Here is a 25,714-nt window from a genome sequence, read left to right as displayed (position 1 = left end):
TATTTGTTACAGCACCTGTGCTGTTTGTGAAGATAGTAAGCTGTACCAACCTGCAACAGTTGGACGTTCTGCTAAATCTGCAAACGTGATTTCTTTCCCTTCACGACGCCACTTCTCTACTAAACTCATAATTCTGACCGAATCAAGCCCTCTATTTAATAAGTCCTCATCAATATCAATACTCTCTACTGACTCACGAAGTAGTTGTGCAACTAGTTCATGTACTTGCTGTATAGTGATTCCTTCACTCTCATCACCTTTTACACTTTGTAAATCTTTTAACAGTAGGTTTGTTGATGTCGTTACTGCGCATCTATTAGATGCATACTCCAATGCTTGTTTATGATGCTCTAGTGAAAAATCAGCAACTGCATCTGCTACAAAGAACGGCTCTATACCATCCATAAATGCTTCACAAGCTGTTAAAAGGCATCCAATATGCGCATAAATACCGCAAATAATGAGTTGATCTCTTCCTTGTTCATTTAAAATTTCTAATAGATTTGTCTTTTTAAATGCACTATATCTCCATTTTGTTAGGAATATATCATCCTCATCAGGAGTAAGTTCATCAACAATTTTCTTTTTATCTGGTCCAGCAGGAATACCGTCACCCCAAAAGTCTTGTAATAAACCTCTTTGTTCTAACGTTTGTCCACCAGGTTGCGCTGTATAAACAACTGGTATACCAAGTTGTTTACATTTTTCTCTTATCATTTTAATATTTGAAATAAGTTCTACTTTTGGTGATTCTTTATCGCTATATGCATCAAGAAAATATTCTTGCATGTCATGAATTAAAAGTACTGCACGTTTCGGGTCTGGTGTCCAATTCACTTTATTTTTTGGTAGTTCTGATTCAATTGGCATTTTATATACTGAAATAGATGGGATAGCCATCTAATCACTTCCTTCCGGTTTTTATTATTGTTTTACTGTAATAAGTTTTTCAGCAATGACTTTACGTAGTTCTTTTTTGCTGACTTTTCCGACTCCTGTTTGCGGGAATGATTCAATAAATTCAATTCGATCTGGAATTTTATAAGCCGCTATACCACGTTCTCTTAAAAACATTTTTAATTCACTTACTGCCGGAACTTGTCCGCGAGTTATAACAAAAGCACAGGTGCGTTCACCTAAATAATCGTCAGGCATAGATACAATTGCTACGTCATGGACCGCATCGTGTGCTAATAAATGATTTTCAACTTCTTCCGCAGCAACTTTCTCACCACCACGGTTAATTTGATCTTTATCTCTTCCTTCTACAATGATGTATCCTTGTTCATTTACTTTTACAAGATCACCTGTGCGATAAAATCCATCCTTTGTAAATGATCGTGCATTATGCTCTTCAGCTTTATAGTAACCACGAATTGTATATGGACCTCTTGTTAATAAACTACCTACTTCGCCAGGTTGTACATCGTTGTCATTTTCATCAACAACTCGTACTTCATCGAGTGCAGACATTGGTCTACCTTGTGTATGAATAATAATTTCTTCCGGATCGTCTAATCTTGTATAGTTCACTAATCCTTCTGCCATACCGAATACTTGCTGTAACGTACATCCAAATGTAGGGCGTATACGTCTTGCAACCTCAGCGCTAAACTTAGCACCACCTACTTGAATAACCACTAGGCTCGATAAATCGGTATTACGAGAAGATGCAGCATCAAGCCAAATCATTGCTAATGGCGGAACGAGCGCTGTAATTGTAACTTTTTCTTTTTCAATAAGAGCAAATGCCTCATCTGGACTACCACCAGTTGCCAATACCACTTTTCCACCCGCATAGAAAGTTCCAAATGTCCCTGGAGAACTCATTGGGTAATTGTGTGCTACTGGAAGAACTGCCATATAGACGCTTTCTGCATTCAAATTACAAATTTCAGCGCTTACACGTAAACTATAAATATAGTCATCATGTGTTCTAGGAATTAATTTAGAAAGACCTGTTGTCCCTCCTGATAATTGGAGAAATGCAACATCACTTGGCTGAACTTCTGGTAATGAGACGGGATCCATATACAGATCATTTATGTTCACAAACTCTTCTTCTTCCCCCACTACAATTACACGTTGTAAAGTTGGCACTTTCTCTTTCACTTCTCTTGCTAGTTTTCGATAATCAAAACCGAGAACCTTATCTGAAATAACGTAAGCGCTCGCCTCGCCAAACTCACAAAAATAACTAATTTCACTGCTTCGATGTGAAGGTAGTGCAAAGACAGGAAGCGCTCCAATTCGAAATAGTGCAAAACATATTTCGAAAAACTCGATAATGTTAGGTAACTGGATTACAACTCTGTCCTCTTTCTTTATTCCTAAATTCAGTAAACCTGCTGCTAAACGATCTGCATTTTTATCAAGTTCACTATATGTTATATGCTTCTTACCACTTACAACCGCGATTCGATCTCCATATTTCTCAGCCCGCTCTCTTAACACTCCTCCAAATGTTTCACCAAGCCAACATCCTTCATCTCGATAATGATCGGCAAATTCTTTTGGCCATTCTGTATAACCTACTAGCATTCTTTCTTCCCCCTATTTTTCATTAAGTGAACTATCTCTTAACCCTAAAGCTTTTAGCATTGTTTGGAACTTAGCTGATGTTTCTGCTAACTCATCTTCTGGTTTTGACTCAGCAACAACTCCAGCTCCTGCATATAAACGCAGTGTATTTTCTTGTACTTCAGCACAACGAATTGTAACAATCCATTCTCCATCTCCATTTAAATCGCTCCATCCTAGCATTCCTGTAAAGAACTCGCGGTCAAATGGCTCAATATGCTGTATAGCCTCTCTTGCTTTTTCCATCGGAGTTCCGCAAACTGCTGGCGTAGGATGAAGGGCAATTGCTAATTGTAAAGAAGAAGTATTTGGATCCTTCAGTTCACCTTTCACTTCTGTAGACAAATGCCACATCGCTTCACTATGAATAACTGATGGCTTTTCTGGAACATGTAATGTATGACAATACGGACGAAGTGCAGCGGCAACCGCTTCAACTACTACCGCATGTTCATGTAAATCTTTTGGAGAAGAAAGTAATTCCTCTGCTCTTCTTTTATCTTCTACTGGGTCCTCACTACGTGGCCTTGAACCAGCTAACGGATTAGAAATAACTTGCATACCATTACGTGAAACAAGTAATTCAGGACTTGCTCCAATTAGCGTCTTACTGTTCTCTTTTTCATCTTTCGGTAAATTCACAGCAAATGTATAACCATGCTTATTATGTTCTGCTAATTCTCGCAGAAGTTTTTGCTTATCAATCTTTTCCGAAGATTTAACATCTAACGATCTAGATAGAACGATTTTCTTTAAATCACCGTCCTGTATTTTTTTAATTCCTTGCTTCACACCATTCATATAAACTTCAGGGTCTGGTACTGGCGTCATTTCAAATGTTACGTTCTCATTTGTTTCAAGCTGATTTGTTGTATCCAATTGTAAACGCTCAGAAATCCTACTATATTCTGGTACGATAAGTTGGACTTCTTTTCTACGATCGAATGGCAAAGCACCCACAACGATAGGATTTGGATTTCCAGCTTGTTTCGCATTACTTAATGTCGCTTGCACAAGCTCTGGGAAATTTTCAATTTCACGATGCTTTACTGTAGTAAACTCTCCTTCTGCTAATATAGTTCGAGTTGGTGAAGCGAAAAAGAATGAAGATTCAGTCTTATAATCTTCTAAAAGTTTTTCTGACAATTCCTTTACAGCTATATGTTCATTCATAATATAATAACCTCCTGAATTTTTATTAAACTCCTAACGTAGCACCGCCATCGACACATAAATTGTGCATTGTAATATGACTTGCTCTATCTGAGGCTAAAAATAACACTGCTTCAGCAACTTCTGAAGGTTGTGCAATTTTTTGTAATGGAATTCCGAGTCTATATGTATTTTGAGAACCAGTAATTATATTTTTAGCTCCATTCTCATCAGCCCATAGTAATCTTTGCATCTCAGTTTCAGTAGAACCTGGAGAAACTAAGTTGCAGCGTATATTGTATGCCGCAAGCTCTAGTCCTAAACATTTCATAAACATTGTCGTTGCAGCCTTTGACGCAGCATACGCAGCCATCTCCATTCTCGGCGTATTTGCCGCATTTGAACCGACTGTAACAATTGCCCCTGATTTTCTTAACATCATATTTTTACTTACCGCTCGGGACATATTGAAAACCCCTGTAGTATTTACAGAGAATGTTTTATTCCAATCTTCATCACTTAACGAATGAATTGGTCCCATACGTAAAACCCCTGCAACATTTATTAAAATATCTATTGGCGCTATTTCATTTGCAATATGATTTACCATGTCTTCAACAGCAGCGCTATCACTCACATCTAAACGAAACGTTTTCATACGTGTATTATTTAATTCATTTTGATTTAAGAGTACATTTAACCCCTCTTCATTTTGATCAACCGCAATAACTGTGGCTCCTCTTTCTAAAAACATTTTGGCAACAACACTGCCTATGCCTTGTGCTGCACCTGTTACTAAAACTGTTTTCCCATCAAATTCCCCTAAGTTCATTTTCTCTATCCTTTCACATAAACATTAATTTCATTAAGTAACACCACTGATATTGATTTTCATTATCAGTGGTGTTGTAAAAAATAATACACTTACTAAACTAATTGGTCAAGTGCGCATTACTTTAAAATCCATTTTATTGATAATGTTTTTCATTTACTATCTTACACCGAAATGATAATGTTTCTCAATAAACTTGTCAATCTTTTTTTATTTTTCAGACAAAGTATTTTAATGCTTCTTAATAAAATCATATGTAAACGTATTAAATGTACTTATATTATAAATAAAATTCCAAATCCTCTTTTTAAAATTGAAGAAGACAAACTAGAGATACGTTCATTTACAATGCTTTATGAAAAACTCAAGTATATATTTTCTCAATATTTTTCTGAAAATATATCTTACAAATACTAACGAATGTCTTCTTTATCATTTAAGATTTAATATATATTTCAAATGCGATGTATCAATTCATTATATTCCAATATATCCCACTCACTTTTACATCTATAAAACTCCCAAAAGTAATTTAACCTTGTTAAAATAACTCATAAAAAAAGCATCCTAATTAATAGAATAGGATGCTTTTTCGTAATCATAGCGTTATAGAAGATTTGTATACTTACGCTACGCTGCGATACTCTTCTTCGTGTTCTTTTTTCTGTTTAGGTGCTTGAATTAAAATTGCGATAATGAATGACACGACACATAATACACCGATCACCATGAACGTTGGTTTGAATCCACCTAGAAGTGCACCGATAAAGGAACCTGCAAGCGCCCCGAATCCAAATCCTTGATACACAATTCCGTAGTTCTTACTATGGTTTTTCATACCGAAGAAATCACCAACAATAGCTGGGAAAATAGTGATATTTCCACCAAAGCAAAACGCTACACTTGCTACACATACGAAGTATATACCGTAATTTAAATCTACAAAACTTAGAACTAATACTGAACTCGCCATAACAACAAAAGTACCAGTAACGATTTTTAAACGCCCAATTTTATCCGATAACGGTCCTAAAATGATACGACCTAATGTATTGAAGATTGCAACCATAGCCACCGCATTAGCTGCTGTTGCTGCGCTAAGTCCTACAAGTTGAACACCAATGTCTTTTACCATACCAATTAAGTATAAGCCACTCATACATGATGTAAATAACATGATAAATAATAAGTATACTTGTTTTGTGCCTAACATTTCTTTCGTTGTGTATTCCTTAGTTTTTGTTTCATGAACTGCTCCTTGATCTGCAGCTTGATGGATTAAACAAGCACCAATTACAATCATAGCTGTAACAATTAAACCCCAGTATATAAATGCTTGCGATACACCAACTGATTCAATCAACTGTGCGTTAACGTATTTAAAGATTAAGCTACCTGAACCATATGCAGAGACAGAAATACCAGCAATTAGACCTTTACGCTCTGGAAACCACTTTATTAAATTTGATAGTGAAGTGATATATGCTGTACCATCTGCATAACCTACAACAACTCCTGCTAGTGCATAAAGCAATATTAATGAAGACGCTTGTGAACTAAGTATTAACCCTAGTCCTAATGCTACTCCAGCTATCATAATAAGTTTACGAAGTCCCCATTTTTCTTGCAATTTACTCGCAAATAAAGTTGAAAATGCTAAAGAAAGACTAGTAATTGAGAAAGTTATCGCAACAGCGTTAAGACTCCAACCGTATTTACTAACTAAAGGCTGATTGAATAAACTCCATGTATATATCGTTCCAAGCCCCATTTGTACTATAACTGTGCCAAGGACAACAAACCATGGATTAACAGTTGATTTTTTCATATCTTTCCGCCTCCTCTTTCTATTTCAATGCTATTCGCTAAATTTACTTTTTTTATGTTCATTTTGGTCACCTCTTTTGATTTGACACCTTCATTGTATAAGATGTTTCTGTTTATGTAAGCACTTACAATACAGAGCGTCAAAAACATGGAATCAGTTACAAAAAACGAAGGATGAAATACAAAAAACTACTGATTAAATACACTAGAAAAATTTTTTATACTTCGATTCACCTTATTTTTTATAAAATCACAAATTTTTTCCCAATAAATAAAACTAAATATTCACTAATATATCTATCCGTGGTTTAATATATATAATAAAAAAATATTTCTGTCTTTAATGAGGAGGTACTATGAAAGCAAACGTAGGGGATACTATACTTTTTCAACGAAACAATTTAAAGATTACAGGATCTGTACTAAAACTTTATACTGAATCGGTCTTAGTTGAAATTACAAATGTAAGCGGTGGTACTTTTGAATTTGATCGAACAATTGTAAATCATAAAAACTATAAAGTTTTAAATACAAATACATAAAACAACACAAAATAGCCCCTGCTCAACAGCAGGGGCTATTTTATATAAAAATATTTCACTAGTTTATATACCCTAAAACATTAACAATCTTACTCGCTTTTAAATTGTTAATATGATAATAAATTTCTAAACCTCTTCTCTCTGCTCGTAACACTTTACCCTTCATTTTTGATAAATGTTGTGAAACAGTAGATTGCGGAATATTCAGTAACTCTGTTAATTGTGTTACATTACAAGTTTTTCTCGTACTTAATTCATTTACAATTTGCAGTCGGATTGGATGCGCCATAATTTTTAAAATATCTACATCTTCTTCTGAAACTAAAGTTTTTTTCATTTCACTTGTATATGTTGTCATAAGACATTCCCCTTTTATATGAATTCCATTTTTATAAGATCTATTTCCAAAATTTTTAAAACCCTCGATTAAAACTTTCATATAGAAATAAAAGGATTTTAAATTTTTGAAAACAGAACTTACATTCACTTTATTTATTTGGTACATATACATAATACAATGTTAATATGTGCTCTATGTGAAGTTCGCATAAATTTGTGATGAAGATTTATTTAGCCACTCGCATCCTACTCATCTAATTACCCACTGCATAAAATCATCAGTTATTTTAACACATTTTAGGCGTTTGTATATACTATTTATAAAACAACTTTTATAAAGGGGAATTCATATGCCTACAGCGTTACAAGAAGAAGTCGAAGAAGCACGGGAAACATATGTCAGTCGTATCATCTTAGTTGGAGGATCCGCTTTATTTTTAGTAGGCGGGGTTATCTCAGCAATTTCAGCCTTTAAAACTTATAATCGTTTGGAGAATACGCCGCCTTCTACAGATAATTCATAGATATTTTATAAAATAAAACGTCGCCTCCAATATGAAGAGACGACGTTTTATGATTCGTACATATGACACTAAAAGTATCGGTAGATTCCCTACTCCATTTTCTAAGCTTACTTCACCACAAACCTAGTCTGACTACATCCATCCTTCTGCTTCGTTACTTCTAATACAGCTGGCATTGCGTTTTTCAGTTCTTGTACGTGTGAAATGACACCGATAAATCGGCCTGATTTTTGTAGGTCAATTAAGGCATCTACTGCTTTCGTTAATGATTCTTCATCTAATGAACCGAACCCTTCATCGATGAACATCGTTTCGATGGAAATACCACCTTCATATGCTTGAATGACATCTGCCATTCCTAGCGCTAAGCAAAGTGATGCGTTAAATTTCTCTCCGCCGGATAATGTTTTTACATCGCGCGTTTGGCCAGTGTATGCATCGTACACATCTAAGCCTAATCCACTTTGACGGTTTCTTTTTTCAACTCGTTCACTTCGTTTTAAATAAAATTGTCCATTTGATAATTTACGTAGTCGTTCGTTTGCGATTTGAACGATTTGTTCTAAATACTCAATTAAAATGTAACGTTCAAATGATATACGACTTTCGTTATCACCTTTCATTACTTCATATAAATCAACAAGTTCTTGGAAGGCTTTTTCTTCCTCGTGAATTTGTTCGTCAATACGTCTAATGTTTTCATGTAAATCAGAAATATATGTTACCGCATTTTGCGCACGTTGACGTTTTTCTTTAATGATATCGAGATTAATTTCTAGTTCTTTTATGTGTTCACCTAAAGATGTAATATCCATATACTCTTTATCTTTTAATTCTGAGTTTAGCTCTTCAATTTGTTTTGCAAGCACTTCAAGAGATGAATAATAACCTTGAATTTCTTTCTGTAACATCTCCATCTCGGCGTCGCTTAATTTGGCTTCTTTATACGTGAATTGATCTGTAAATCCGCTTTGTTCTAGCTCTTTCATAAAGCGTGCGAAAGTCTCTTCTTTCTTCAATTTTGCACTTTCAAATTGATTAGAAGCACCTTTCTGTTCTGCTTGAATACGTATATTTTCATTTTGCCAATGTTGATACGCTTCCTGCACTTTCTTCCATTCGTCCTCCATTAACCTAAGTTCGTGCATAGCTTGGTCAAACTGTGATTTCCAAGCTTGTACTGTTTGCAAGTTTTCTGGAATATTTCGTTTATCATGTTCATATGACGTACGAAGTTGCATGCACTCTATTTCTGTACGGTGCTGCATTCTTTCTACTTCCCGTTTTTGTTTCTGAAGTTCTTCTATTTTTTCTTCTACGCTTTTCATGTTCGCAGCAATCTGCTTACGTGTTTCTTCACTTGCTTTTAACGTATTAACGTCTGCTGCTAATTGTTTTCCTTTTTGAACAAGTGCACTATATGTTTCAACTAATTTTTCGGAGTTATAGCCACGCTTCACAACTTCTTCTATCACTTGTTCATATTGTAGTCGATAAAAATTCCATTTCTCCTCTACTTGCACATGTAATTTTTCAGCAATGTTCTTCTTATCTCTTAAATCGTTTAACTCTTTTTCATCGATCGCATTACTTTGCTCTGTAGCTTTTTGCGGATGATTCGTACTACCACATACCGGACAAGATGCACCGTCATGTAAATGAAGAGCTAATATACCAGCCTGTTCACTTAACCAGCGGCGCTCCATGTTTTCATATGCACGAACTGCCACGTGCATTTTATTATTTGCCACTTCTTTTTCTTGCTCGAATTTTTGTTTTTCTTGCCAAACATCATATGCTTGCTTTAAAATTTTTGCATCTTCTCGCATATTCGTTAGTTCTTCTACTTTAGCTACATATTGCTCAAGTGCTTGTTCTAATTGATGCAATTCATCAGACATTCTCTGTTTTTGGCTTGTATGCTCTTCTAGTTGTTGATCCAACTTTTGCATACTTTCTTTTAATTTCCCTATTTGAATTTCGGCATTTTGTAAATTCAGCTTTCTCTCAGCTAATGATTCAATGATTGCTTGTAACTCTTCTAATCTTTGAACAAGTTTTTTAGCCTCTTCTCGTTCAGCTTCTTTATTCTTTACTACTTCATACTTCTCCTGAGCAAGTTCAAAGCTGTTCATTATCTGTTCTTGTTTGACGATTATCTGTTTTAACAAACTTTCAGCTTTCTGCTCATTTTGCATCGCTTCTTCATACCATTGTTCAAATGGTAATAAGCGCTTTGCTTGTTCCGCACGTTTAAAGGATTTTTCTTTCCTTTCAATTGCTGCACGGTTCTCTTGTAAAGTGTTATATTTCTCATTCTTTTGTTGTAAATCTATAAATTTCTCATTTACAGATTTTGCTGCATGAAAACGTGTTTCTGCATCCTTTAATTGCTTCGTTTGAACATCTTGTTCTACTTGTAATTGCTCAACCTCTGCCTTATACACTGTTGTTTCTTGTTCTAACGCTTCTACTACTTGATGCGTATTTACATGTTCTTGTGCCGCTAATGTCTCTAATAATGCTCCATCACGGATTGGTAATTTAAAAACATTACGGAAATAGAGCTCTCTCTCTTTTTGTTTTTCTTGTAAAACATCTTTCCATTGTTTTCTCTTTTGATCAAGTAACTCACGCATTAATTTATAACGATCCGTTTTAAAAATACGACGTAAAATCTCTTCTTTGTTTTCCGTCTCAGATGTTAATAGTTTTCGGAATTCACCTTGTGGTAACATAACAATTTGACTAAATTGATGTTTACTTAAACCAATTAAATCTTCCACTTTTTTGTTTACGTCTGTTACATGAAAACGATCGACGGCTGGAACGTTTTCTCCATCAATAACTTCATATAATTCTACTGCATGTCCTGTAATGGTCTTATTCCCTTGTTTTTTATGTCCAAGTTGTCTTTTTATTTCATAGCGTTTCCCTTTTAATTGAAAGGTTAATTCTACACTTGTATAAACATCATCATCAGCAAATTGACTTCGAAGCATGCTCGTATCACTACGTTCTTCTCCACTAGCCTCACCATATAACACATAACAAATCGCATCAAAAATCGTTGTTTTTCCAGCTCCCGTATTCCCAGAAATAGCGAAAATACGATGTTCTCCAAGATCTTCAAAATCGATTACTTCTTTCTGTTTATATGGCCCGAATGCTGTCATAATAAGCTGAATCGGTCTCATCCTCGTTCACCTTCCCGTTCTTGCACTGTTTGTAATACATCTATAAATAGGCGTTCTTTCTCTTCTGATAAATCTAACCCTTTCATTTCTTTATAGAAAGCCTTTAAAAGAGATAAATCATCCGTTTTATGTCTTGAAACCGTTACTTCATTTGTATCTGTGAGTTCTCGCCTTTGCATCGCTCTTTCAACGTGCATTGCATTTGGATATACAGATCGTATTTTCTCCATTGGCTGTAAGACAGGGTTTTCATCTAATAATTTTACAAATACGTAATCTTCACTTACTGGGTGCTGTAATAATTCATCTATTTTCGCTTCTACTGTTCGCATTTTACGACGTGGTGAAAGTAACCTTTTTTCAATTGCTACTTCACCAGTTTCATTCAGTTCTACAATGTAATAACCTTTTTTATGTTTCTCTTCAGAAATTGAATAGGCAAGTGGTGAACCTGAATATCTAATGGTCTCATTACGTACGAAATGCGCTTGATGTAAATGTCCAAGCGCAGTGTAATGAAACTTATCAAAATAATGACTATTTACATATTCAGCACCACCAATTGAAAGTGGTCGTTCTGCATCACTTGTATTCTCCTCCACTTCTCCTGAAGAAGTTACAAATGCATGTCCAACAAATACATGTCTAGCTTCTTTATCCATTGTTTCAGAGAGCTCATTCATAAAAATGCGCATCGCATCATCATGAGAACGTACGTCTTCATTTTTCAACACGTGTCTAACTATGCTTGGGTCTGCATACGGTATTAGATGGAAGTGAACCTCTCCATATTCATCATTTAGTACAACAGGTTCATACGGGAATTGAAATTGGCCTGCAATATGTAATCCCTGTTTTTTCATTAAACTACTCCCAAAATGGATACGATCCGGACTATCATGATTACCAGCTACTGCAATAACTGGTGTTTGTAAATCAATAACTATTTTTTGCAGCACATCATTTAATAAGTCTACTGCTTCTGTAGGTGGAATTGCTCGGTCATATAAATCCCCTGCAATAATTACAGCATCTGGTTTTTCTTCTTCAACAGCCTGTACAAACTGATCTAATACAATCTTTTGGTCTTCAGTCATATACACGCCATGAACAAGCTTACCTAAATGCCAATCCGCTGTATGAAATAACTTCATATTTTTCTACTCCTTTTAATTTACTGATTTTAGTGAAACGAGTTGATAGTTTATTGTAGTTTTTCCGTTCTCCCACTCTAGCTTCAATATCGTTGCACTTCCAATTCTTTCTTCATTTGATTTATATAAAGGCAATATTTCTTGAATTGTAAATAAGTGATAACCATCCAATATTAATTGAAATATATTTTCTTCAATATGTAATCTTACTTCTTTTTCATTTGAAATAATTTTTGTGTGCATCTCAAATTTCATGATAGATACAACCCCTTTTTATAATCTCTACATTTTAATAGTATAGTGGCTATGCAAGATTGACAAGTACATACACAGCAAAGTACACACTTTTCTATTGTTATATGTTTTATGTATTTTATATAAAATACGGTATGTGAAATTTTATATTTTCTCCAAAATAAAAATGCCTATTGTGACATCTTTATTTTTGTATAAAGTCTTTCATTACATAATATAAAACGGTAATTAAAACGATTGCGACGAAAAATGAGAACACTGCGACAATGTACCCATCTTTATTTAATAAAATACAGAATGAAATAGATATTATAAAAATCGGAAATACGAGACGTACTTTATCCTTCACTTCTTCTGTCGTATCTGTATGATGAAAATACTGCGTTATCCCTATCATTAAAGAAGACAAAATAATAACCGACAATAGTAAAGGTCCTGGCATTCCGATTTCTCCTTTCTCTATTTCTAATTCAGTGTAAAATTTTTTATTACAATTGTACGATTCATTTTTTCTTCAAACACTCTTTTTAGAATTGATAATGAACAATTCACACCTATATAATAGCGCTTTTATCATTATAACTTCAAATAATTACACTTACAGTAATGTTGTAATATTCCCCCTCAGTCTCTGAAATCCTGCAAAGATAACTCGTCAAAATATGCGGTGACCAAATTAATATTTACCGTCAACTTTTGACAAAATTTATAAAGGACATTTCAGTACATATCAAGAATTAAGAATAAGAAGATATGTAAGGGAGGATGCATTATGACTGAACACGTTTTATTTTCTGTTAGTGAAAACGGCGTTGCAACAATTACTTTAAACCGTCCAAAAGCACTTAATTCTTTATCTTATGACATGTTACAACCTATCGGACAAAAACTTAAAGAGTGGGAACACGATGAGCGTATTGCACTTATCGTGTTAAAAGGAGCTGGCACAAAAGGTTTTTGTGCAGGTGGCGACATTAAAACTCTTTATGAAGCGCGTTCCAATGAAGTGGCATTGCAACATGCAGAACGTTTTTTTGAAGAAGAGTATGAAATTGATACATATATTTATCAATATACAAAACCGATTATTGCTTGTTTAGATGGAATTGTAATGGGCGGTGGTGTCGGTCTTACAAATGGTGCGAAGTATCGCATTGTAACTGAACGTACGAAATGGGCAATGCCAGAGATGAATATCGGCTTCTTCCCAGACGTCGGAGCTGCATATTTCTTAAATAAAGCACCTGGATATACAGGTCGCTTCGTTGCTTTAACAGCATCTATTTTAAAAGCTTCTGACGTATTATTTATTAATGCTGCTGATTACTTTATGACATCTGATTCATTACCAGAGTTTCTTACTGAACTTGAAAGTGTAAATTGGCATAAAGAAGATGATGTACATACTAATTTAAAAGAAGTTATTCGTACATTCGCAACTGCTCCAAACTTAGAAAGCGAGCTGACTCCTTCATTAGAAGTAATTAATTCACATTTTGCTTACGATACAATTGAAGAAATCATCCATTCATTGGAGAAAGATGAAAGCTCCTTTGCTCTAAAAACGAAAGAAACACTGTTATCAAAATCACCTATTTCACTAAAAGTAACATTAAAACAGTTTATTGATGGACAAGATAAATCCGTTGAAGAATGTTTCGCTACGGACCTTATACTTGCTAAAAACTTCATGAGACATGAAGATTTCTTCGAAGGAGTACGCTCCGTTGTCGTTGATAAAGATCAAAATCCGAATTATAAATATAAACAGTTAAGTGACGTTTCAGAAGAAGATGTGAATCGTTTCTTTAATTTACTTAATGCATAAAATGAAACTGTAATGAGTGGGTGTTTTGTTCATCCCCCACCTAACTTCTTTGCTCCAGCTAAATCTTGTGCGGTGGAAATCTTACTACTCGCAAATAGCGGGATAAAATCGAGGCTATATAGTAGTGTAATTACAGCTACTATATAGCCTTTTTTATTTAATAATTTTTAATAAAATTTAATTTTATTAAATCCATTTTTGTGCTACACTGATTTTAATCAAATATTCTAAAAATAAAAAGGAGGGGCGGCTATGATAGAAAATTATCTTCTTTTCATCATTATGTCTATTTGCCTTATCATTTTACCTGGTCCAGATACAGCAATGGCTACGAAAAACACATTGGTTGCTGGTAAAATCGGTGGAGTGAAAACAGTGTTTGGTACATGTATTGCACTATTAATTCATACTTTAGCTGCTGTAATTGGTCTTTCTGCACTTATTGTAAAGTCAGCTCTTTTATTTTCTATTTTCAAGTACGTTGGGGCTCTCTATTTAATATATATCGGTATTAAAGCCCTTTTAGCAGTAAGAAACAAAGAAAACTTAGATACAAATGATCTATCTTTGAATAATGAAAACGAACATACTTCTTGCTTTCGCCAAGGATTTCTTACAAATTTATTAAATCCTAAAGTTGCAGTCTTCTTTTTAACTTTTTTACCGCAATTTTTAAATCCAAATCATAATACATTTATTCAACTTCTTGTAATGGGCCTTACTTACCTCGTTTTAACAGTCATTTGGTTTGCATTTTATATATTTTTAATTGATAAAATTAGTGCTTTTATGAAAAAACCAAAGACGCAACGTTATATTCAAGGGCTAACAGGAGTCGTCCTAATTGGATTTGGTATTAAACTAGCTTTTGAAAAAAATAATTAACAAGATGAAAACCACCACCACTATTAATAGTGGTGGTGGTTTTCATTTAATAGCTGATTTGGCTGTTTACTCTATATTAAAACCAGCGCTCAGTTACAACTTTTTTACGTGTATAGAATTGAACGCCATCTGTACCATTTGTACCTAAATCACCAAAGAATGAAGCTTTATTTCCTGCAAATGCGAAGAATGCCATTGGTGCTGGAACATTTACATTTACACCGATCATACCAGCATCGATGTTATCACGGAATGTTTGTGCATGTTTACCATTTGACGTATAAATAACCGCACCGTTTGCAAATTTAGATTGATTTGTTAGTTTAATACCTTCTTCTAAATCTTTAACACGTACAATGCTTAATACTGGAGCAAAAATTTCATCTTGCCAAATTTTCATTTCTTGATTCACGCCATCAAAGATTGTCGCACCTACAAAGTAACCTTCTCCAACTTCTTCATTAATTTTACGGCCATCTACTAATAAAGTTGCCCCATCTGCTACACCGCTATTAATATAGCCTAAAACGCGCTCTTTATGAGATTCACGGATTAATGGTCCAACATAGTTATCTTCGTTAAAGCCATCGCCTACTTTTAATTTTTTCGTTTCTGCTACTAATACATCAATGAATTCATCAGCAATTTCATCCACTACTGCTACTACTGAGCATGCCATACAGCGCTCTCCACTACTTGCAAATGCAGATCCAATTACACCTTGTACTGTTTTCTCAAGATTGCAATCTGGCATTACAATCGCATGGTTTTTCGCACCTGCTAACGCTTGTACACGTTTTCCGTGTTTTGTACCTGTTTCATATACGTAACGAGCTACCGGCTCAGAGCCAACGAACGAAACAGCTTGAATATCTTTATTTTCTAAAATGCTATTTACAACATCTTTTCCGCCTTGTACTAAATTTAATACGCCTTTTGGGAAACCTGCTTCATAGAATAATTCTACAAGTCGCTCCGCTAAAAGTGGCGTTCTTTCCGATGTTTTTAATACGAATGTATTACCGCAAGCAATTGCAAGTGGGAACATCCATAATGGAATCATCATTGGGAAGTTGAACGGTGTAATACCAGCAACAACTCCGATTGGGTAGCGCCAAATTGATCCATCAATTCCGCTAGCGATATTCGGAAGTGCTTGACCCATCATTAAATTTGGCGTAGATGTTGCAAGTTCTACCGCTTCAATACCACGCTGTACTTCACCTGTTGCATCTGTTAGCGTCTTACCATTTTCTAGCGTAATAATTTTTGCAAGCTCATCTTTGTTTTCTTGTAATAGCTGTAAATATTTATATAAATTTCTTGAACGATTCGGAACTGGTACTTTAGACCATGTTTCGAATGCTGCTTTTGCCGCTTCAACAGCTTTTTCAACATCCTCTTTTGGAGATAGTGGAACGTAAGCGATAATTTTTCCAGTCGCTGGATTTGGAACTGCTTCTACTTCCGTACCTGTCGATTCAACCCACTCACCGTTAATGTGATTTTTCACTCGTTTAATTTCAGTTGTAATCATTGTATTCTCTCCTTTGTATAATTTATTTTTGATTAGAAATTAATTGCTCGCTAACTTTCTTATATAAAGCAGCCATATCGTTTTCACCATATCCAGCTTGACTCGCTTCGTCATATACATTTAATAACATTTCGCTTACCGGTAAATGGAGTTCGCTTTCCTTAGCTAAGTCAACTGCAAACCCTAAATCTTTCTTCAATAAGTTCACAGTAAATCCTGGCTCGTAGTTTTCAGGTGCTATAAAACTTTTAAAATTACGTTCATAAATTCTGCTTTGGCCGTAACTTACATTTAAAATATCAAACATTTTATCTAAATCCATATTGTTCTTTTTCGCTAATGTTAAAGCTTCACTTACACCAGCTGTATAAAAACCAATTAATAAGTTATTAATTAACTTAACAGTTGTACCACTATCAATCTGCTCACTAACATGGAAAATGTTCGCGCCTAGAACGCCCATGATAGATTCCGTTTTCTCATATACCTCTTTTGATCCACCAACCATAAACGTTAATGTACGATTTTCGGCTCCAATTACACCGCCGCTCACAGGTGCTGCTAAAAAGTTTACTTTCTTTTCCTTTGCAGCTTCCTCTAATTGTTTGTTTAACTGCGGCGATACCGTACTTGTATCAATGAAAACTACATTCGAGTGACCATTTTCAAATAATCCTTCTGCTCCAAAATATACCGCTTCAACAGCGCGAGGTGAAGGTAAACTTGTAAAAACTACATCACATGTTTCTGCTAGTTTTGAGATTGATAGACCGATAATTCCGCCTTCTTTTTCAAAGGACGCTTCTGCCTCTTTATTTAAGTCCACGCCATATACTGTGTAACCTGATTTAGCTAGATTTTTTGACATCGGAAGACCCATGTTACCTAAACCGATAAAACCAATCTTTTTCATATCGCTTTCCTCCTATTTACACAATATATTTCCCACGATTTATAATAGCTTTCGCAATTTCTCTCTTCTTCGTAAATACGTTCGTGTATAAAGGTACTAATAATTGACGGATTTCAGCTAAAATCACATGTCTATCTTGTTCTTCTGTGACAGCCGCCGAAAGTACAGAAATCGCTGCTTCTTCTACTTTACGGTATCCTTCTTCACAAATAACATCTGTTATGAGTTGCTTCGTATGTTCTTTTTCCTCACCATTTTTACTTACCGCTTTTCTCGTACGTAAAAACGCTGATTCCATGACGTACACGTCCGTCAACATATTTGAAATTACACGTGAATATTCTTGTTCTTGGTCAATTTTTAGGGCTGGAGTTTTAGAGAGCGTTTTCAAAGATTGTTTCAACAATTTTTTCGCTAATAAAATGTAACGATGGTTTCTTTCTACATTTGCTACATCACTTTCTACTGCAGTATCTTCTAATTGTTCGATTTGCTTCATTAACATTTTGGCAACTGTTAATCTATTAATTTCATTCGTTCCTTCAAAAATACGACTAATTCTAGCATCACGATATAATCGTTCTACCTCATACTCTTGCATATAACCGTAACCACCATGAATTTGTACAGCTTCATCTACGATATAAGCAAGTGTTTCAGAAGCGTTCACTTTATTAAGTGCACATTCAATTGCAAATTGGGACATTTTCTTCATAAGATCTTCATCGCTCTCATGAATTGCTTCATCGATTACACCTGCTGTACGATAAGCTGCACTTTCTGCTCCATATGTAGCAATGATCATATTTGCAATTTTCTCTTGAATCATCGTAAAGTCTACTAATTCCGTTTGGAACTGTTTTCGCTCTTTTCCATATTGAACCGACAAACCAATTGCTTGTTTTGCTGTTCCAATATTTCCAAAAGCAAGTTTAAGTCTAGCAAAGTTAAGAATATTAAGGGCTACGTGATGCCCTTTCCCAACTTCCCCTAAAACATTTTCAGCAGGGATGACAACATCTTCTAAAATAAGAGTCGCTGTTGAAGAACCTTTAATCCCCATTTTCTTTTCTTCTAATCCAATAGATACACCTTCACATGTTCTTTCGACAATAAATGCTGTCATTCCTTTATTTGTCTTCGCAAAAACAACGTATACATCTGCCATATGAGCATTTGTAATCCATTGCTTCTCACCATTTAACTTCCAAGCTGTTCCCTCTTCATTCAATACGGCGCTTGTTTTTGCACTTAATGCATCCGAACCAGCATTTGGCTCAGTTAAAGCATAAGCCCCAATCCATTCTCCCGATGCGATTTTCGGTAAATATTTTTCTTTCTGTTCTTTCGTTCCGTAATATATGTAAGGCAATGTACCAACACCAGCGTGTATATTAAAAGAAACGCTAAACGCACCAGCGTAACCCATTTTCTCTGCTACAAGACCTGAGACAGCCTTTCCTAACTCGAACCCGCCATAATCTTCTGGTACCTCAATGCCTAATAATCCAAGTTCCCCAGCTTTCTCAAATAATTGACGAGAAACTTTATAGTTATGTTGTTCAATATTCTCCATTTGTGGAACAATTTCTTGTTTAACGAATTGTTCTGTCGTTTTTGCGATTAAATCTTCATCACCTGAAAAATCTTCTGGTGTAAAGTAAGTATGATTTATATCTTTATTGAGTGAAAAAAATTCATCCCATGGTAACTTCGTTTTCTCCATATGTATCCCCCTATCATTCGGCTTTCATAGCTTTTTGCTTATGCTCGTCTACGATGAGTGGAATATCTTTTTTGAAAATAGAAGGCGATGATTTTTCACATCAAGCATTTTATTTTGCCAAAGATGTATTTTCATCGCCTTCGCTGCTTTATCTATTGATCTTCTGATAATACTGTTTTTGCAATACCAGTATCTAACTCTTCAAAGTCATGATATGAAATTGTTTCGTATAATTCACTTCTCGTTTGCATATTAGAAAGTGCATCTTTTTGAGAACCTGTTTCTTTAATTAAAGTAAACACATTTTCATACGCTTTCGCTGCAACGCGAAGTGAAGTTACAGGATAAATAACCATTTGGAAGCCCATATTTGCAAATTCCTCTGCACTATAATATGGAGTTTTTCCGAATTCAGTCATATTCGCAAGTAAAGGTGCATTTACCTTACTATTAAATAGACGGAATTCTTCCTCTGATTGAAGCGCTTCAGGGAAAATTGCGTCTGCACCTGCTTTTACATATGCATTTGCTCTTTCAATTGCTTCATCTAATCCTTCAACGCCACGAGCATCAGTACGTGCTACAATGTATAAGCTCGGTGCAACTTCTTTAATCGCTTTAATTTTTTGAACCAATTCTTCTGTAGTAACAAGTTTCTTACCATTTAAATGCCCACATTTTTTTGGTAATTGCTGATCTTCAATTTGGACAGCTGCTACTTTCGCTTCCACCATTTCTACAGCTGTTCTCGCTACATTTAGTACACCACCAAATCCTGTATCAATGTCAACAAGAACAGGTAAGTCTGTAGCTCTTACTAAATCTCTTGCTCTCTCAGCCACTTCAGTAGACGTCACGATACCTAAATCTGGTAAGCCTTTACTTGCAGTATAAGCAGCTCCTGATAAATAAAGAGCTGAAAAACCTGTATTTTTTGCAACTAAAGCCGCCATTGCATCATGAGCACCTGGAATTTGCAAAATTTCATTTGCTTCTACTAAAGCTCGGAATCGATTCGCAAGCTCCTCTTGTGTTGACTGCTTTTTCACAACCCAAGCCATTCTAAATTCCCCCTATTATTAAATTAAGAATAGATCTACAAATTCATTTACATTCATATTTTCTAGCTTTTCTTCATTTAAACAAACTTCATGAATTTGTTCTTGTTGCTTACTAGAATAATGACCTGCCATATTTGCAGTGAATTTTTGAACAACTTTTGGAATTGCTTCGTCTCTACGGAAACGGTGACCAAGTGGATATTCACATTCCACATTTTCTGTTACTGTGCCATCTTTAAAGTGAACTTGAACAGCGTTGGCGATTGAGCGCTTGTTCGGGTCAAGGTAATCTAAACTGTACTGTTTGTTTTCAACAACAACCATCTTATTACGTAATTCGTCTACACGTGGATCGTTTGCTACTGCATCTTCATAATCGTCTGCAACGATATCTCCTTTTAATAAACCAATTGCCGTAATGTATTGTAAGCAATGATCACGATCAGCTGGGTTATTTAATGGGCCTTCTTTATCAATAATACGAATTGCTGATTCATGAGTCGTAATTGTAATACGGTCAATTTCATCCAATCTCTCTTTAATTTCCGGATGCAACTTCACTGCACATTCTGCAGCTGTTTGTGCATGGAATTCTGCTGGATATGACACTTTAAATAATACATTTTCCATTACATATGACTCTAGTGGTCTTGCTAATTTTAATTCTTGTTTATTGAATAATACATCTTGGAATCCCCATCCTGGCGCAGATAATGCTGTTGGATAACCCATTTCACCTTTTAGAGCAGTCATTGCAAGATGAACACCGCGGCTCGTTGCGTCACCTGCAGCCCATGATTTACGTGAGCCCGTATTTGGAGCATGACGATATGTACGAAGACTAGAATTATCAATCCACGCATGTGATAATGCATTAAAGATTTCTTCACGTGTTCCGCCAAGCATTTTCGCAACTACTGCAGTTGTTGCTACTTTTACATATAATACATGGTCAAGACCAACTCTGTTTAAGCTGTTTTCTAAAGCAAGCACGCCTTGAATTTCATGTGCTTTAATCATCATTTCTAATACTTCACGTACTTTTAAAGCTTCTTTTCCTTCTGAAATGCGAACACGGCTAATATAATCTGCGACCGCTAAAATTCCGCCTAGGTTATCAGATGGATGTCCCCACTCTGCTGCAAGCCAAGTATCGTTATAGTCTAACCAACGGATCATACATCCGATATTAAATGCACCTTTTACTGGATCTAGTACATAAGACGTACCTGGTACACGTGTACCATTTGGCACGACTGTTCCTGGCACAACTGGTCCTAGTAATTTCGTACATTCTGGATATTGTAGTGCTAAAATTCCACATCCAAGTGTATCAAGTAATACGTAACGAGCTGTACTGAATGCTTCTGCACTAGTAACCTCTTTATTTAATACATAATCCGTAATCTCTTCTAATAATGCATCTTTTTGCTTAATTTCATTTGTTTTAATCATGCTATCCTTCCCTTTCTGTCGAAAATTCGTTATTATTAATGATGGGTGTCGGTCAAACACCCATCTGGCGGGCGGTGCTAACAACTCCCCAGTTGTTCTTATTTACTAAGTACATGTCGCTCGCCAATATAATTTACACGCGGACGGAACAAACGATTATTTGCATGTTGCTCAATAACGTGCGCACATAATCCCACTGTTCTAGAGCTAAAGAAGATAGGTGTGTAAAGTTGAATTGGAATACCTAGCATCCAATATACTGGAGCTGCATAATAATCAAGATTTGGATAAATTCCTTTTTCCTTTTCCATAATCTTTTCTCCAGCTTCACACATTTCATATAGTGTATAATCACCTTTTACATCACATAACTGTTTTAAAGCTTCCTTCATCATAAGTGCTCTTGGATCCATCTTCTTCATATAAACACGGTGTCCAAAGCCCATAATTTTTTCTTTGTTATATAGTTTCTTCTGTAATAACTCTTCAAATTTCTCAACATTACCAGCTTCTAAAAGCATGTACATAACCGCTTCATTTGCACCGCCATGTAAACTTCCTTTTAAAGATGCAACTGCACCTGTTAAAGCACCGTATAAATCTGATTGTGTTGATGCAATAACGCGCGCTGTAAATGTAGAGTTTGGCATTTCATGCTCACTATATAAAACAAGGGAACGATCAAAGATCTTTTCCTCAAGTTCAGTTGGTTTTTTACCAGTTAACATATAGAAGAAATTCGCACTATAAGATAATTCTTTAAGAGGTTCAATTGGCTCCTCATTATTTAAAATATGATAGCTATTCGCTACAATGTTTGGCACTTTACTTAACAGCTTGTACCCTCGGCTTTTATTCACTTCTAACGAGCGGTTTTCGATATCATTATCGTAACCAGCTAACGCTGACACACCTGTACGTAATCCATCCATGGGATGCGTCTCTTTAGGCAATGCCTTTAGTACGTTGAATACACCTTCTGGTACTGCATATTCTTCTTTTAATTTCTTTTCAAGTGTTGCTTTTTCATCTTCATTCGGTAGATGTTCCTCCAATAAAAGGTGCACAATGTCTAAATACTCTTTTGTTTTTGAGAGTTCGATTAAGTCATACCCTTGAATTACAATTTCACCTTTTACTGTGTCAAGAAACGAGATTTTCGTCTCCGCTGCCACTATACCATCTAATCCCGGGGAAAATTTTTCTTCAGCTTTCATCATTATTTCCTCCAATCCTAATAGATCTTCGTGCACATAACTGTAAGCCTTTACAATATTGTGAAACTACATTTCTATTTCAATGTATCAGAGTTTTTAGAAGATTTCAATTTATTTTATAATGATAAGTTTCCTACACTTTTCTTACTGTAACAATACAATTTTTTAAAAATAATTCTTATATTTTATAAAGAAAGAATAGACTTTTTTGCGTATTTTCAAAAACAAGATATAAAGATTTTTCATATAACACCGCCAAATATACAATTATTCTAATTTTATTTGAGAAATAAAAAAAACGAGCTGTACATAAATACAGCTCGTTACTATATGATATTTATTTCACTATCTCTTAAATATAATTTTTATATAAAACTTATTCATTTTTAATAAAGTTATTATTTTACATAATTAAATTGAATTTCTTCCATTTCCTCATGATAACTTACAAATAAATCATAGTTTTGAAAATACCAAAGATCATCAGAATCTACAAAAAATATAATACCTTCCTTCTCAACTGACACTATTTCCCCATCTGGTTTCTCAGCAACAACCCCTAAAGAATATCCGGGCTGAATTGAACTATCCCCTCCGTACCTTACAGTAAAACGTACAGATTCACCGTGCTTTATACGTAATTCTTCCTGGAACCATTGCAGAGCTTTACGATCAATTGAAATTCTCATCTTTATTCCTCCAGTTTACGCAAACTCTTTTTTTCCTAATCGTTGTTTTACAAAGAAGACGAAAATGATTAAGGCTATTAATGCCGAAATTGCACTCCCTGAAAATAAAATACGATAACCAAACATTTGTGAAACAACTCCAAGTAAAATAGCACCTAACCCGATTCCTAAATCAAACGCTGTAAAAAATGAAGCATTTGCAACTCCTCTTTTACTCGGATCGACAATTGTAAGCATTGCCGCTTGCAAAGCTGGCTGCGCTGAACCAAATCCAATACCGTATAATGTTGCTGCGATAATTACACCTAACAAACCATTTGAAATAGTTAAAACAACTATAGCTAAAATAGTAATACATAATGCTGGGAGTATGATGAATACTTCTCCATACTTATCTAATAGTTTCCCTGAAATTGGTCTTACAATTGTTAATGCAATTGCATATACAAGAAAGAAAGTTCCTGGATTCACATGAATTGATGATGCAAATAACGGTAAAAAGGTTGTTATTCCTCCATATGCAAACGATAAAAAGAATACTACAATCGTGATTGTTAATACAGATTTCTCAAATAGCTGAATTTTCCCTTTTTCTTTTTGTGGCGTAAATGGCATCTTCGTTATTAGTGATAATACGACTGCCATAAAAGATAACAACGTCGCTAATAAAAATAGACCATGAAATGAATAATTTTGTACAACCCATAGTCCAATCATTGGTCCGATCGCCATTGCAATTGTCATCGCCATCCCGTACCAGCCCATACCTTCACCACGGCGTGAATCTGGAATAATATCCGTTATTGCTGTTCCAACAGCTGTTGTAGAAACAGCCCATGTTACTCCGTGAATAACACGTAAAACAGCTAAAAGGACAATAGTCGATGCTATATTATAGGAATACATCGTTAATCCAAAAAAGATGAGTCCGAAAATAATAAAGGATCTTCTACCATATTGATCTAACATTCCTCCAATAATCGGTCGTATTACAACAGCAGCTATTGTAAACATTCCCATCATGAGTCCAACTTGCGATTCATTGCCACCTATCTCTTTAATAAAGAGCGGGAGCGTTGGAACAAGTAAATAAAATCCTGTAAATAAAAATAACATTGCGAAAGTCATTTGAATAAATGATTTCGTCCATAATCGTTCCATAAAAATACCTCCATACACTCGTAAAATATTACGATTAACACCCTCATTGTACATTTTTTTTATCTCTTTTCCCTCCGCAAATAGACGTATCTTTTCATATTAAATAGTCCACCATCAGCTTACATTAGTCTTAAGACTTTGTACGCATGTTTTAAACGAAAGTCCTATATATGTGCCTTTATATGTGTGAAAAGAATATACTAATTTATTATCACAACTTAGGAGTGAATATTTCATGTGGGTATTATTAAGAGTAACTGCCGTAGTTCCTTCGACTCCTGGAATACATGTTCCTGCAGTTCATACAGCTAGCTCCGATGTAGGAATTGAACTTCCCGCAACTTGGCAGCAATATCAAATTCCCGGTCAAGTTACCCCATCATTTTGGCATCATGGTACACACCCCAGTAGTACTCCCATTCATAGCCATAGTTATCCTCCACTACCTCCGACTCAAGTCTTTTATCATTTCCCTTCAATTTTTTTTCAAAATTTTTATGGTACGTTTAACATTTAATAGCTATCACTGTATTACCCCTACATTTTAATAAGGCGAACCTTTAATCCAGTTTCAACATAAAAAGTCGAATTCCTTAAATAAGAAATTCGACTTTTTAATTGTTTTCCAAACTAAAGTAACCGTTAAAGAAAGACATTTATTAAAGATTTGAATATAATTCCCACTCATTTAATGGTTTATGTAATCCATCACAGTTAGTCCCTTTCCGGGATAACCCGCACGTACAATCATTTCTCTCTTTACGTTATATTTCACATAAACTACATTCACTCTTTTTCTATCCGGCCCTTAACATTACATTTTCTGTAGCAAAATGAAAA

23 protein-coding genes are annotated in these 25,714 nt (G+C 35.1%); 5 read left to right on the top strand and 18 right to left on the bottom strand.

Going from position 1 to position 25,714, the window contains the following annotated elements:
* Positions 1–6: 6 nt before the first annotated feature.
* From ATL10_RS05655 to ATL10_RS05630, 5 genes are all read right to left on the bottom strand, one after another.
* Positions 7–900: an isochorismatase family protein gene (locus ATL10_RS05655; RefSeq protein WP_016512869.1), complete on the bottom strand. Its 894-nt coding sequence runs from the start codon at positions 898–900 to the stop codon at positions 7–9.
* Between the two features lie 24 nt (positions 901–924).
* Positions 925–2,541, bottom strand: a complete 1,617-nt coding sequence (locus tag ATL10_RS05650; RefSeq protein WP_061661090.1) for a (2,3-dihydroxybenzoyl)adenylate synthase — start codon at positions 2,539–2,541, stop codon at positions 925–927.
* A gap of 12 nt (positions 2,542–2,553) precedes the next feature.
* Entirely contained in the window at positions 2,554–3,753 is a 1,200-nt protein-coding gene (gene dhbC, locus ATL10_RS05645; RefSeq protein WP_001002071.1) for an isochorismate synthase DhbC, read from the bottom strand.
* A 25-nt stretch (positions 3,754–3,778) separates the two neighbouring features.
* Positions 3,779–4,564 carry a 2,3-dihydro-2,3-dihydroxybenzoate dehydrogenase gene (gene dhbA, locus ATL10_RS05640; protein WP_001048431.1) on the bottom strand — a complete coding sequence of 262 codons (786 nt, stop codon included), beginning with the start codon at positions 4,562–4,564 and terminating at the stop codon, positions 3,779–3,781.
* A 625-nt stretch (positions 4,565–5,189) separates the two neighbouring features.
* The gene (locus ATL10_RS05630) at positions 5,190–6,392 is read right to left on the bottom strand and encodes an L-lactate MFS transporter (protein WP_110496555.1); all 1,203 of its coding nucleotides are present in this window, start codon (positions 6,390–6,392) and stop codon (positions 5,190–5,192) included.
* Between the two features lie 355 nt (positions 6,393–6,747).
* Here ATL10_RS05630 and ATL10_RS05620 point away from each other — a divergent pair, with 355 nt between their 5' ends.
* On the top strand, positions 6,748–6,933 hold the full coding sequence (locus ATL10_RS05620; protein ID WP_000646793.1) for a YkvS family protein: 186 nt from the start codon (positions 6,748–6,750) through the stop codon (positions 6,931–6,933).
* Between the two features lie 58 nt (positions 6,934–6,991).
* On the opposite strand, the gene ATL10_RS05615 is transcribed toward ATL10_RS05620, so the two are convergent.
* Positions 6,992–7,291, bottom strand: coding sequence for an ArsR/SmtB family transcription factor (locus tag ATL10_RS05615; RefSeq protein WP_000214794.1), 300 nt, complete (start codon positions 7,289–7,291; stop codon positions 6,992–6,994).
* A gap of 331 nt (positions 7,292–7,622) precedes the next feature.
* Between ATL10_RS05615 and ATL10_RS31110 the strand changes: the two genes are divergently transcribed.
* On the top strand, positions 7,623–7,796 hold the full coding sequence (locus ATL10_RS31110) for a hypothetical protein (protein WP_001141667.1): 174 nt from the start codon (positions 7,623–7,625) through the stop codon (positions 7,794–7,796).
* A gap of 107 nt (positions 7,797–7,903) precedes the next feature.
* Here the strand turns inward: ATL10_RS31110 and ATL10_RS05605 are convergent, their stop codons facing one another.
* From ATL10_RS05605 to ATL10_RS05590, 4 genes are all read right to left on the bottom strand, one after another.
* Positions 7,904–10,993, bottom strand: a complete 3,090-nt coding sequence (locus ATL10_RS05605; RefSeq protein WP_100910290.1) for an AAA family ATPase — start codon at positions 10,991–10,993, stop codon at positions 7,904–7,906.
* Complete coding sequence (locus ATL10_RS05600; RefSeq protein ID WP_110496553.1) at positions 10,990–12,147, bottom strand: exonuclease SbcCD subunit D; 1,158 nt, start codon at positions 12,145–12,147, stop codon at positions 10,990–10,992. Before ATL10_RS05600 ends, ATL10_RS05605 begins: the two co-directional genes overlap by 4 nt.
* Before the next feature lie 15 nt (positions 12,148–12,162).
* Positions 12,163–12,402: a DUF2584 family protein gene (locus ATL10_RS05595; RefSeq protein ID WP_000667344.1), complete on the bottom strand. Its 240-nt coding sequence runs from the start codon at positions 12,400–12,402 to the stop codon at positions 12,163–12,165.
* Between the two features lie 184 nt (positions 12,403–12,586).
* On the bottom strand, positions 12,587–12,844 hold the full coding sequence (locus ATL10_RS05590; protein ID WP_001119409.1) for a hypothetical protein: 258 nt from the start codon (positions 12,842–12,844) through the stop codon (positions 12,587–12,589).
* 330 nt (positions 12,845–13,174) lie between these two features.
* On the opposite strand from ATL10_RS05590, the gene ATL10_RS05585 reads away from it, so the two are divergent.
* Together ATL10_RS05585 and ATL10_RS05580 are read left to right on the top strand one after the other, a co-directional pair.
* On the top strand, positions 13,175–14,230 hold the full coding sequence (locus ATL10_RS05585; protein WP_074047299.1) for an enoyl-CoA hydratase/isomerase family protein: 1,056 nt from the start codon (positions 13,175–13,177) through the stop codon (positions 14,228–14,230).
* A gap of 252 nt (positions 14,231–14,482) precedes the next feature.
* Complete coding sequence (locus tag ATL10_RS05580) at positions 14,483–15,115, top strand: LysE family translocator (protein ID WP_000572348.1); 633 nt, start codon at positions 14,483–14,485, stop codon at positions 15,113–15,115.
* Positions 15,116–15,191: 76 nt separating this feature from the next.
* Here the strand turns inward: ATL10_RS05580 and ATL10_RS05575 are convergent, their stop codons facing one another.
* From ATL10_RS05575 to ATL10_RS05540, 8 genes are all read right to left on the bottom strand, one after another.
* Entirely contained in the window at positions 15,192–16,652 is a 1,461-nt protein-coding gene (locus ATL10_RS05575; RefSeq protein ID WP_000633344.1) for a CoA-acylating methylmalonate-semialdehyde dehydrogenase, read from the bottom strand.
* 22 nt (positions 16,653–16,674) lie between these two features.
* Complete coding sequence (locus tag ATL10_RS05570; protein ID WP_000719400.1) at positions 16,675–17,565, bottom strand: NAD(P)-dependent oxidoreductase; 891 nt, start codon at positions 17,563–17,565, stop codon at positions 16,675–16,677.
* A gap of 16 nt (positions 17,566–17,581) precedes the next feature.
* Positions 17,582–19,291 carry an acyl-CoA dehydrogenase family protein gene (locus ATL10_RS05565; RefSeq protein WP_098834788.1) on the bottom strand — a complete coding sequence of 570 codons (1,710 nt, stop codon included), beginning with the start codon at positions 19,289–19,291 and terminating at the stop codon, positions 17,582–17,584.
* 152 nt (positions 19,292–19,443) lie between these two features.
* Positions 19,444–20,352 carry a methylisocitrate lyase gene (gene prpB, locus ATL10_RS05560; RefSeq protein ID WP_000312640.1) on the bottom strand — a complete coding sequence of 303 codons (909 nt, stop codon included), beginning with the start codon at positions 20,350–20,352 and terminating at the stop codon, positions 19,444–19,446.
* Positions 20,353–20,370: 18 nt separating this feature from the next.
* A complete protein-coding gene (gene prpD, locus ATL10_RS05555; protein WP_000598139.1) occupies positions 20,371–21,807 on the bottom strand; it encodes a 2-methylcitrate dehydratase in 1,437 nt (478 codons plus the stop codon).
* 98 nt (positions 21,808–21,905) lie between these two features.
* Positions 21,906–23,027 (bottom strand): citrate synthase, encoded by a 1,122-nt coding sequence (gene mmgD / locus ATL10_RS05550; RefSeq protein ID WP_001987369.1) that lies wholly within the window; start codon positions 23,025–23,027, stop codon positions 21,906–21,908.
* 395 nt (positions 23,028–23,422) lie between these two features.
* Complete coding sequence (locus tag ATL10_RS05545) at positions 23,423–23,713, bottom strand: HesB/YadR/YfhF family protein (protein ID WP_001222842.1); 291 nt, start codon at positions 23,711–23,713, stop codon at positions 23,423–23,425.
* A 15-nt stretch (positions 23,714–23,728) separates the two neighbouring features.
* Complete coding sequence (locus tag ATL10_RS05540) at positions 23,729–24,874, bottom strand: MFS transporter (RefSeq protein ID WP_014482022.1); 1,146 nt, start codon at positions 24,872–24,874, stop codon at positions 23,729–23,731.
* 235 nt (positions 24,875–25,109) lie between these two features.
* On the opposite strand from ATL10_RS05540, the gene ATL10_RS05535 reads away from it, so the two are divergent.
* On the top strand, positions 25,110–25,391 hold the full coding sequence (locus tag ATL10_RS05535) for a hypothetical protein (protein WP_000270089.1): 282 nt from the start codon (positions 25,110–25,112) through the stop codon (positions 25,389–25,391).
* The last annotated feature ends 323 nt before the right edge of the window (positions 25,392–25,714 follow it).

Origin of the sequence: Bacillus sp. 196mf (assembly GCF_003217275.1) — a bacterium.
GTDB lineage: Bacteria > Bacillota > Bacilli > Bacillales > Bacillaceae_G > Bacillus_A > Bacillus_A thuringiensis_S.
This window is presented reverse-complemented; position numbering and strand designations above follow the sequence as displayed.

What these genes read in the sequence shown, in the direction of transcription:
- ATL10_RS05655 (WP_016512869.1), bottom strand. Translation starts at nt 900, where the DNA reads ATGGCTATCCCATCTATTTCAGTATATAAAATGCCAATTGAATCAGAA.
- ATL10_RS05650 (WP_061661090.1), bottom strand. Translation starts at nt 2,541, where the DNA reads ATGCTAGTAGGTTATACAGAATGGCCAAAAGAATTTGCCGATCATTAT.
- dhbC (WP_001002071.1), bottom strand. Translation starts at nt 3,753, where the DNA reads ATGAATGAACATATAGCTGTAAAGGAATTGTCAGAAAAACTTTTAGAA.
- dhbA (WP_001048431.1), bottom strand. Translation starts at nt 4,564, where the DNA reads ATGAACTTAGGGGAATTTGATGGGAAAACAGTTTTAGTAACAGGTGCA.
- ATL10_RS05630 (WP_110496555.1), bottom strand. Translation starts at nt 6,392, where the DNA reads ATGAAAAAATCAACTGTTAATCCATGGTTTGTTGTCCTTGGCACAGTT.
- ATL10_RS05620 (WP_000646793.1), top strand. Translation starts at nt 6,748, where the DNA reads ATGAAAGCAAACGTAGGGGATACTATACTTTTTCAACGAAACAATTTA.
- ATL10_RS05615 (WP_000214794.1), bottom strand. Translation starts at nt 7,291, where the DNA reads ATGACAACATATACAAGTGAAATGAAAAAAACTTTAGTTTCAGAAGAA.
- ATL10_RS31110 (WP_001141667.1), top strand. Translation starts at nt 7,623, where the DNA reads ATGCCTACAGCGTTACAAGAAGAAGTCGAAGAAGCACGGGAAACATAT.
- ATL10_RS05605 (WP_100910290.1), bottom strand. Translation starts at nt 10,993, where the DNA reads ATGAGACCGATTCAGCTTATTATGACAGCATTCGGGCCATATAAACAG.
- ATL10_RS05600 (WP_110496553.1), bottom strand. Translation starts at nt 12,147, where the DNA reads ATGAAGTTATTTCATACAGCGGATTGGCATTTAGGTAAGCTTGTTCAT.
- ATL10_RS05595 (WP_000667344.1), bottom strand. Translation starts at nt 12,402, where the DNA reads ATGAAATTTGAGATGCACACAAAAATTATTTCAAATGAAAAAGAAGTA.
- ATL10_RS05590 (WP_001119409.1), bottom strand. Translation starts at nt 12,844, where the DNA reads ATGCCAGGACCTTTACTATTGTCGGTTATTATTTTGTCTTCTTTAATG.
- ATL10_RS05585 (WP_074047299.1), top strand. Translation starts at nt 13,175, where the DNA reads ATGACTGAACACGTTTTATTTTCTGTTAGTGAAAACGGCGTTGCAACA.
- ATL10_RS05580 (WP_000572348.1), top strand. Translation starts at nt 14,483, where the DNA reads ATGATAGAAAATTATCTTCTTTTCATCATTATGTCTATTTGCCTTATC.
- ATL10_RS05575 (WP_000633344.1), bottom strand. Translation starts at nt 16,652, where the DNA reads ATGATTACAACTGAAATTAAACGAGTGAAAAATCACATTAACGGTGAG.
- ATL10_RS05570 (WP_000719400.1), bottom strand. Translation starts at nt 17,565, where the DNA reads ATGAAAAAGATTGGTTTTATCGGTTTAGGTAACATGGGTCTTCCGATG.
- ATL10_RS05565 (WP_098834788.1), bottom strand. Translation starts at nt 19,291, where the DNA reads ATGGAGAAAACGAAGTTACCATGGGATGAATTTTTTTCACTCAATAAA.
- prpB (WP_000312640.1), bottom strand. Translation starts at nt 20,352, where the DNA reads ATGGCTTGGGTTGTGAAAAAGCAGTCAACACAAGAGGAGCTTGCGAAT.
- prpD (WP_000598139.1), bottom strand. Translation starts at nt 21,807, where the DNA reads ATGATTAAAACAAATGAAATTAAGCAAAAAGATGCATTATTAGAAGAG.
- mmgD (WP_001987369.1), bottom strand. Translation starts at nt 23,027, where the DNA reads ATGATGAAAGCTGAAGAAAAATTTTCCCCGGGATTAGATGGTATAGTG.
- ATL10_RS05545 (WP_001222842.1), bottom strand. Translation starts at nt 23,713, where the DNA reads ATGAGAATTTCAATTGATCGTAAAGCTCTGCAATGGTTCCAGGAAGAA.
- ATL10_RS05540 (WP_014482022.1), bottom strand. Translation starts at nt 24,874, where the DNA reads ATGGAACGATTATGGACGAAATCATTTATTCAAATGACTTTCGCAATG.
- ATL10_RS05535 (WP_000270089.1), top strand. Translation starts at nt 25,110, where the DNA reads ATGTGGGTATTATTAAGAGTAACTGCCGTAGTTCCTTCGACTCCTGGA.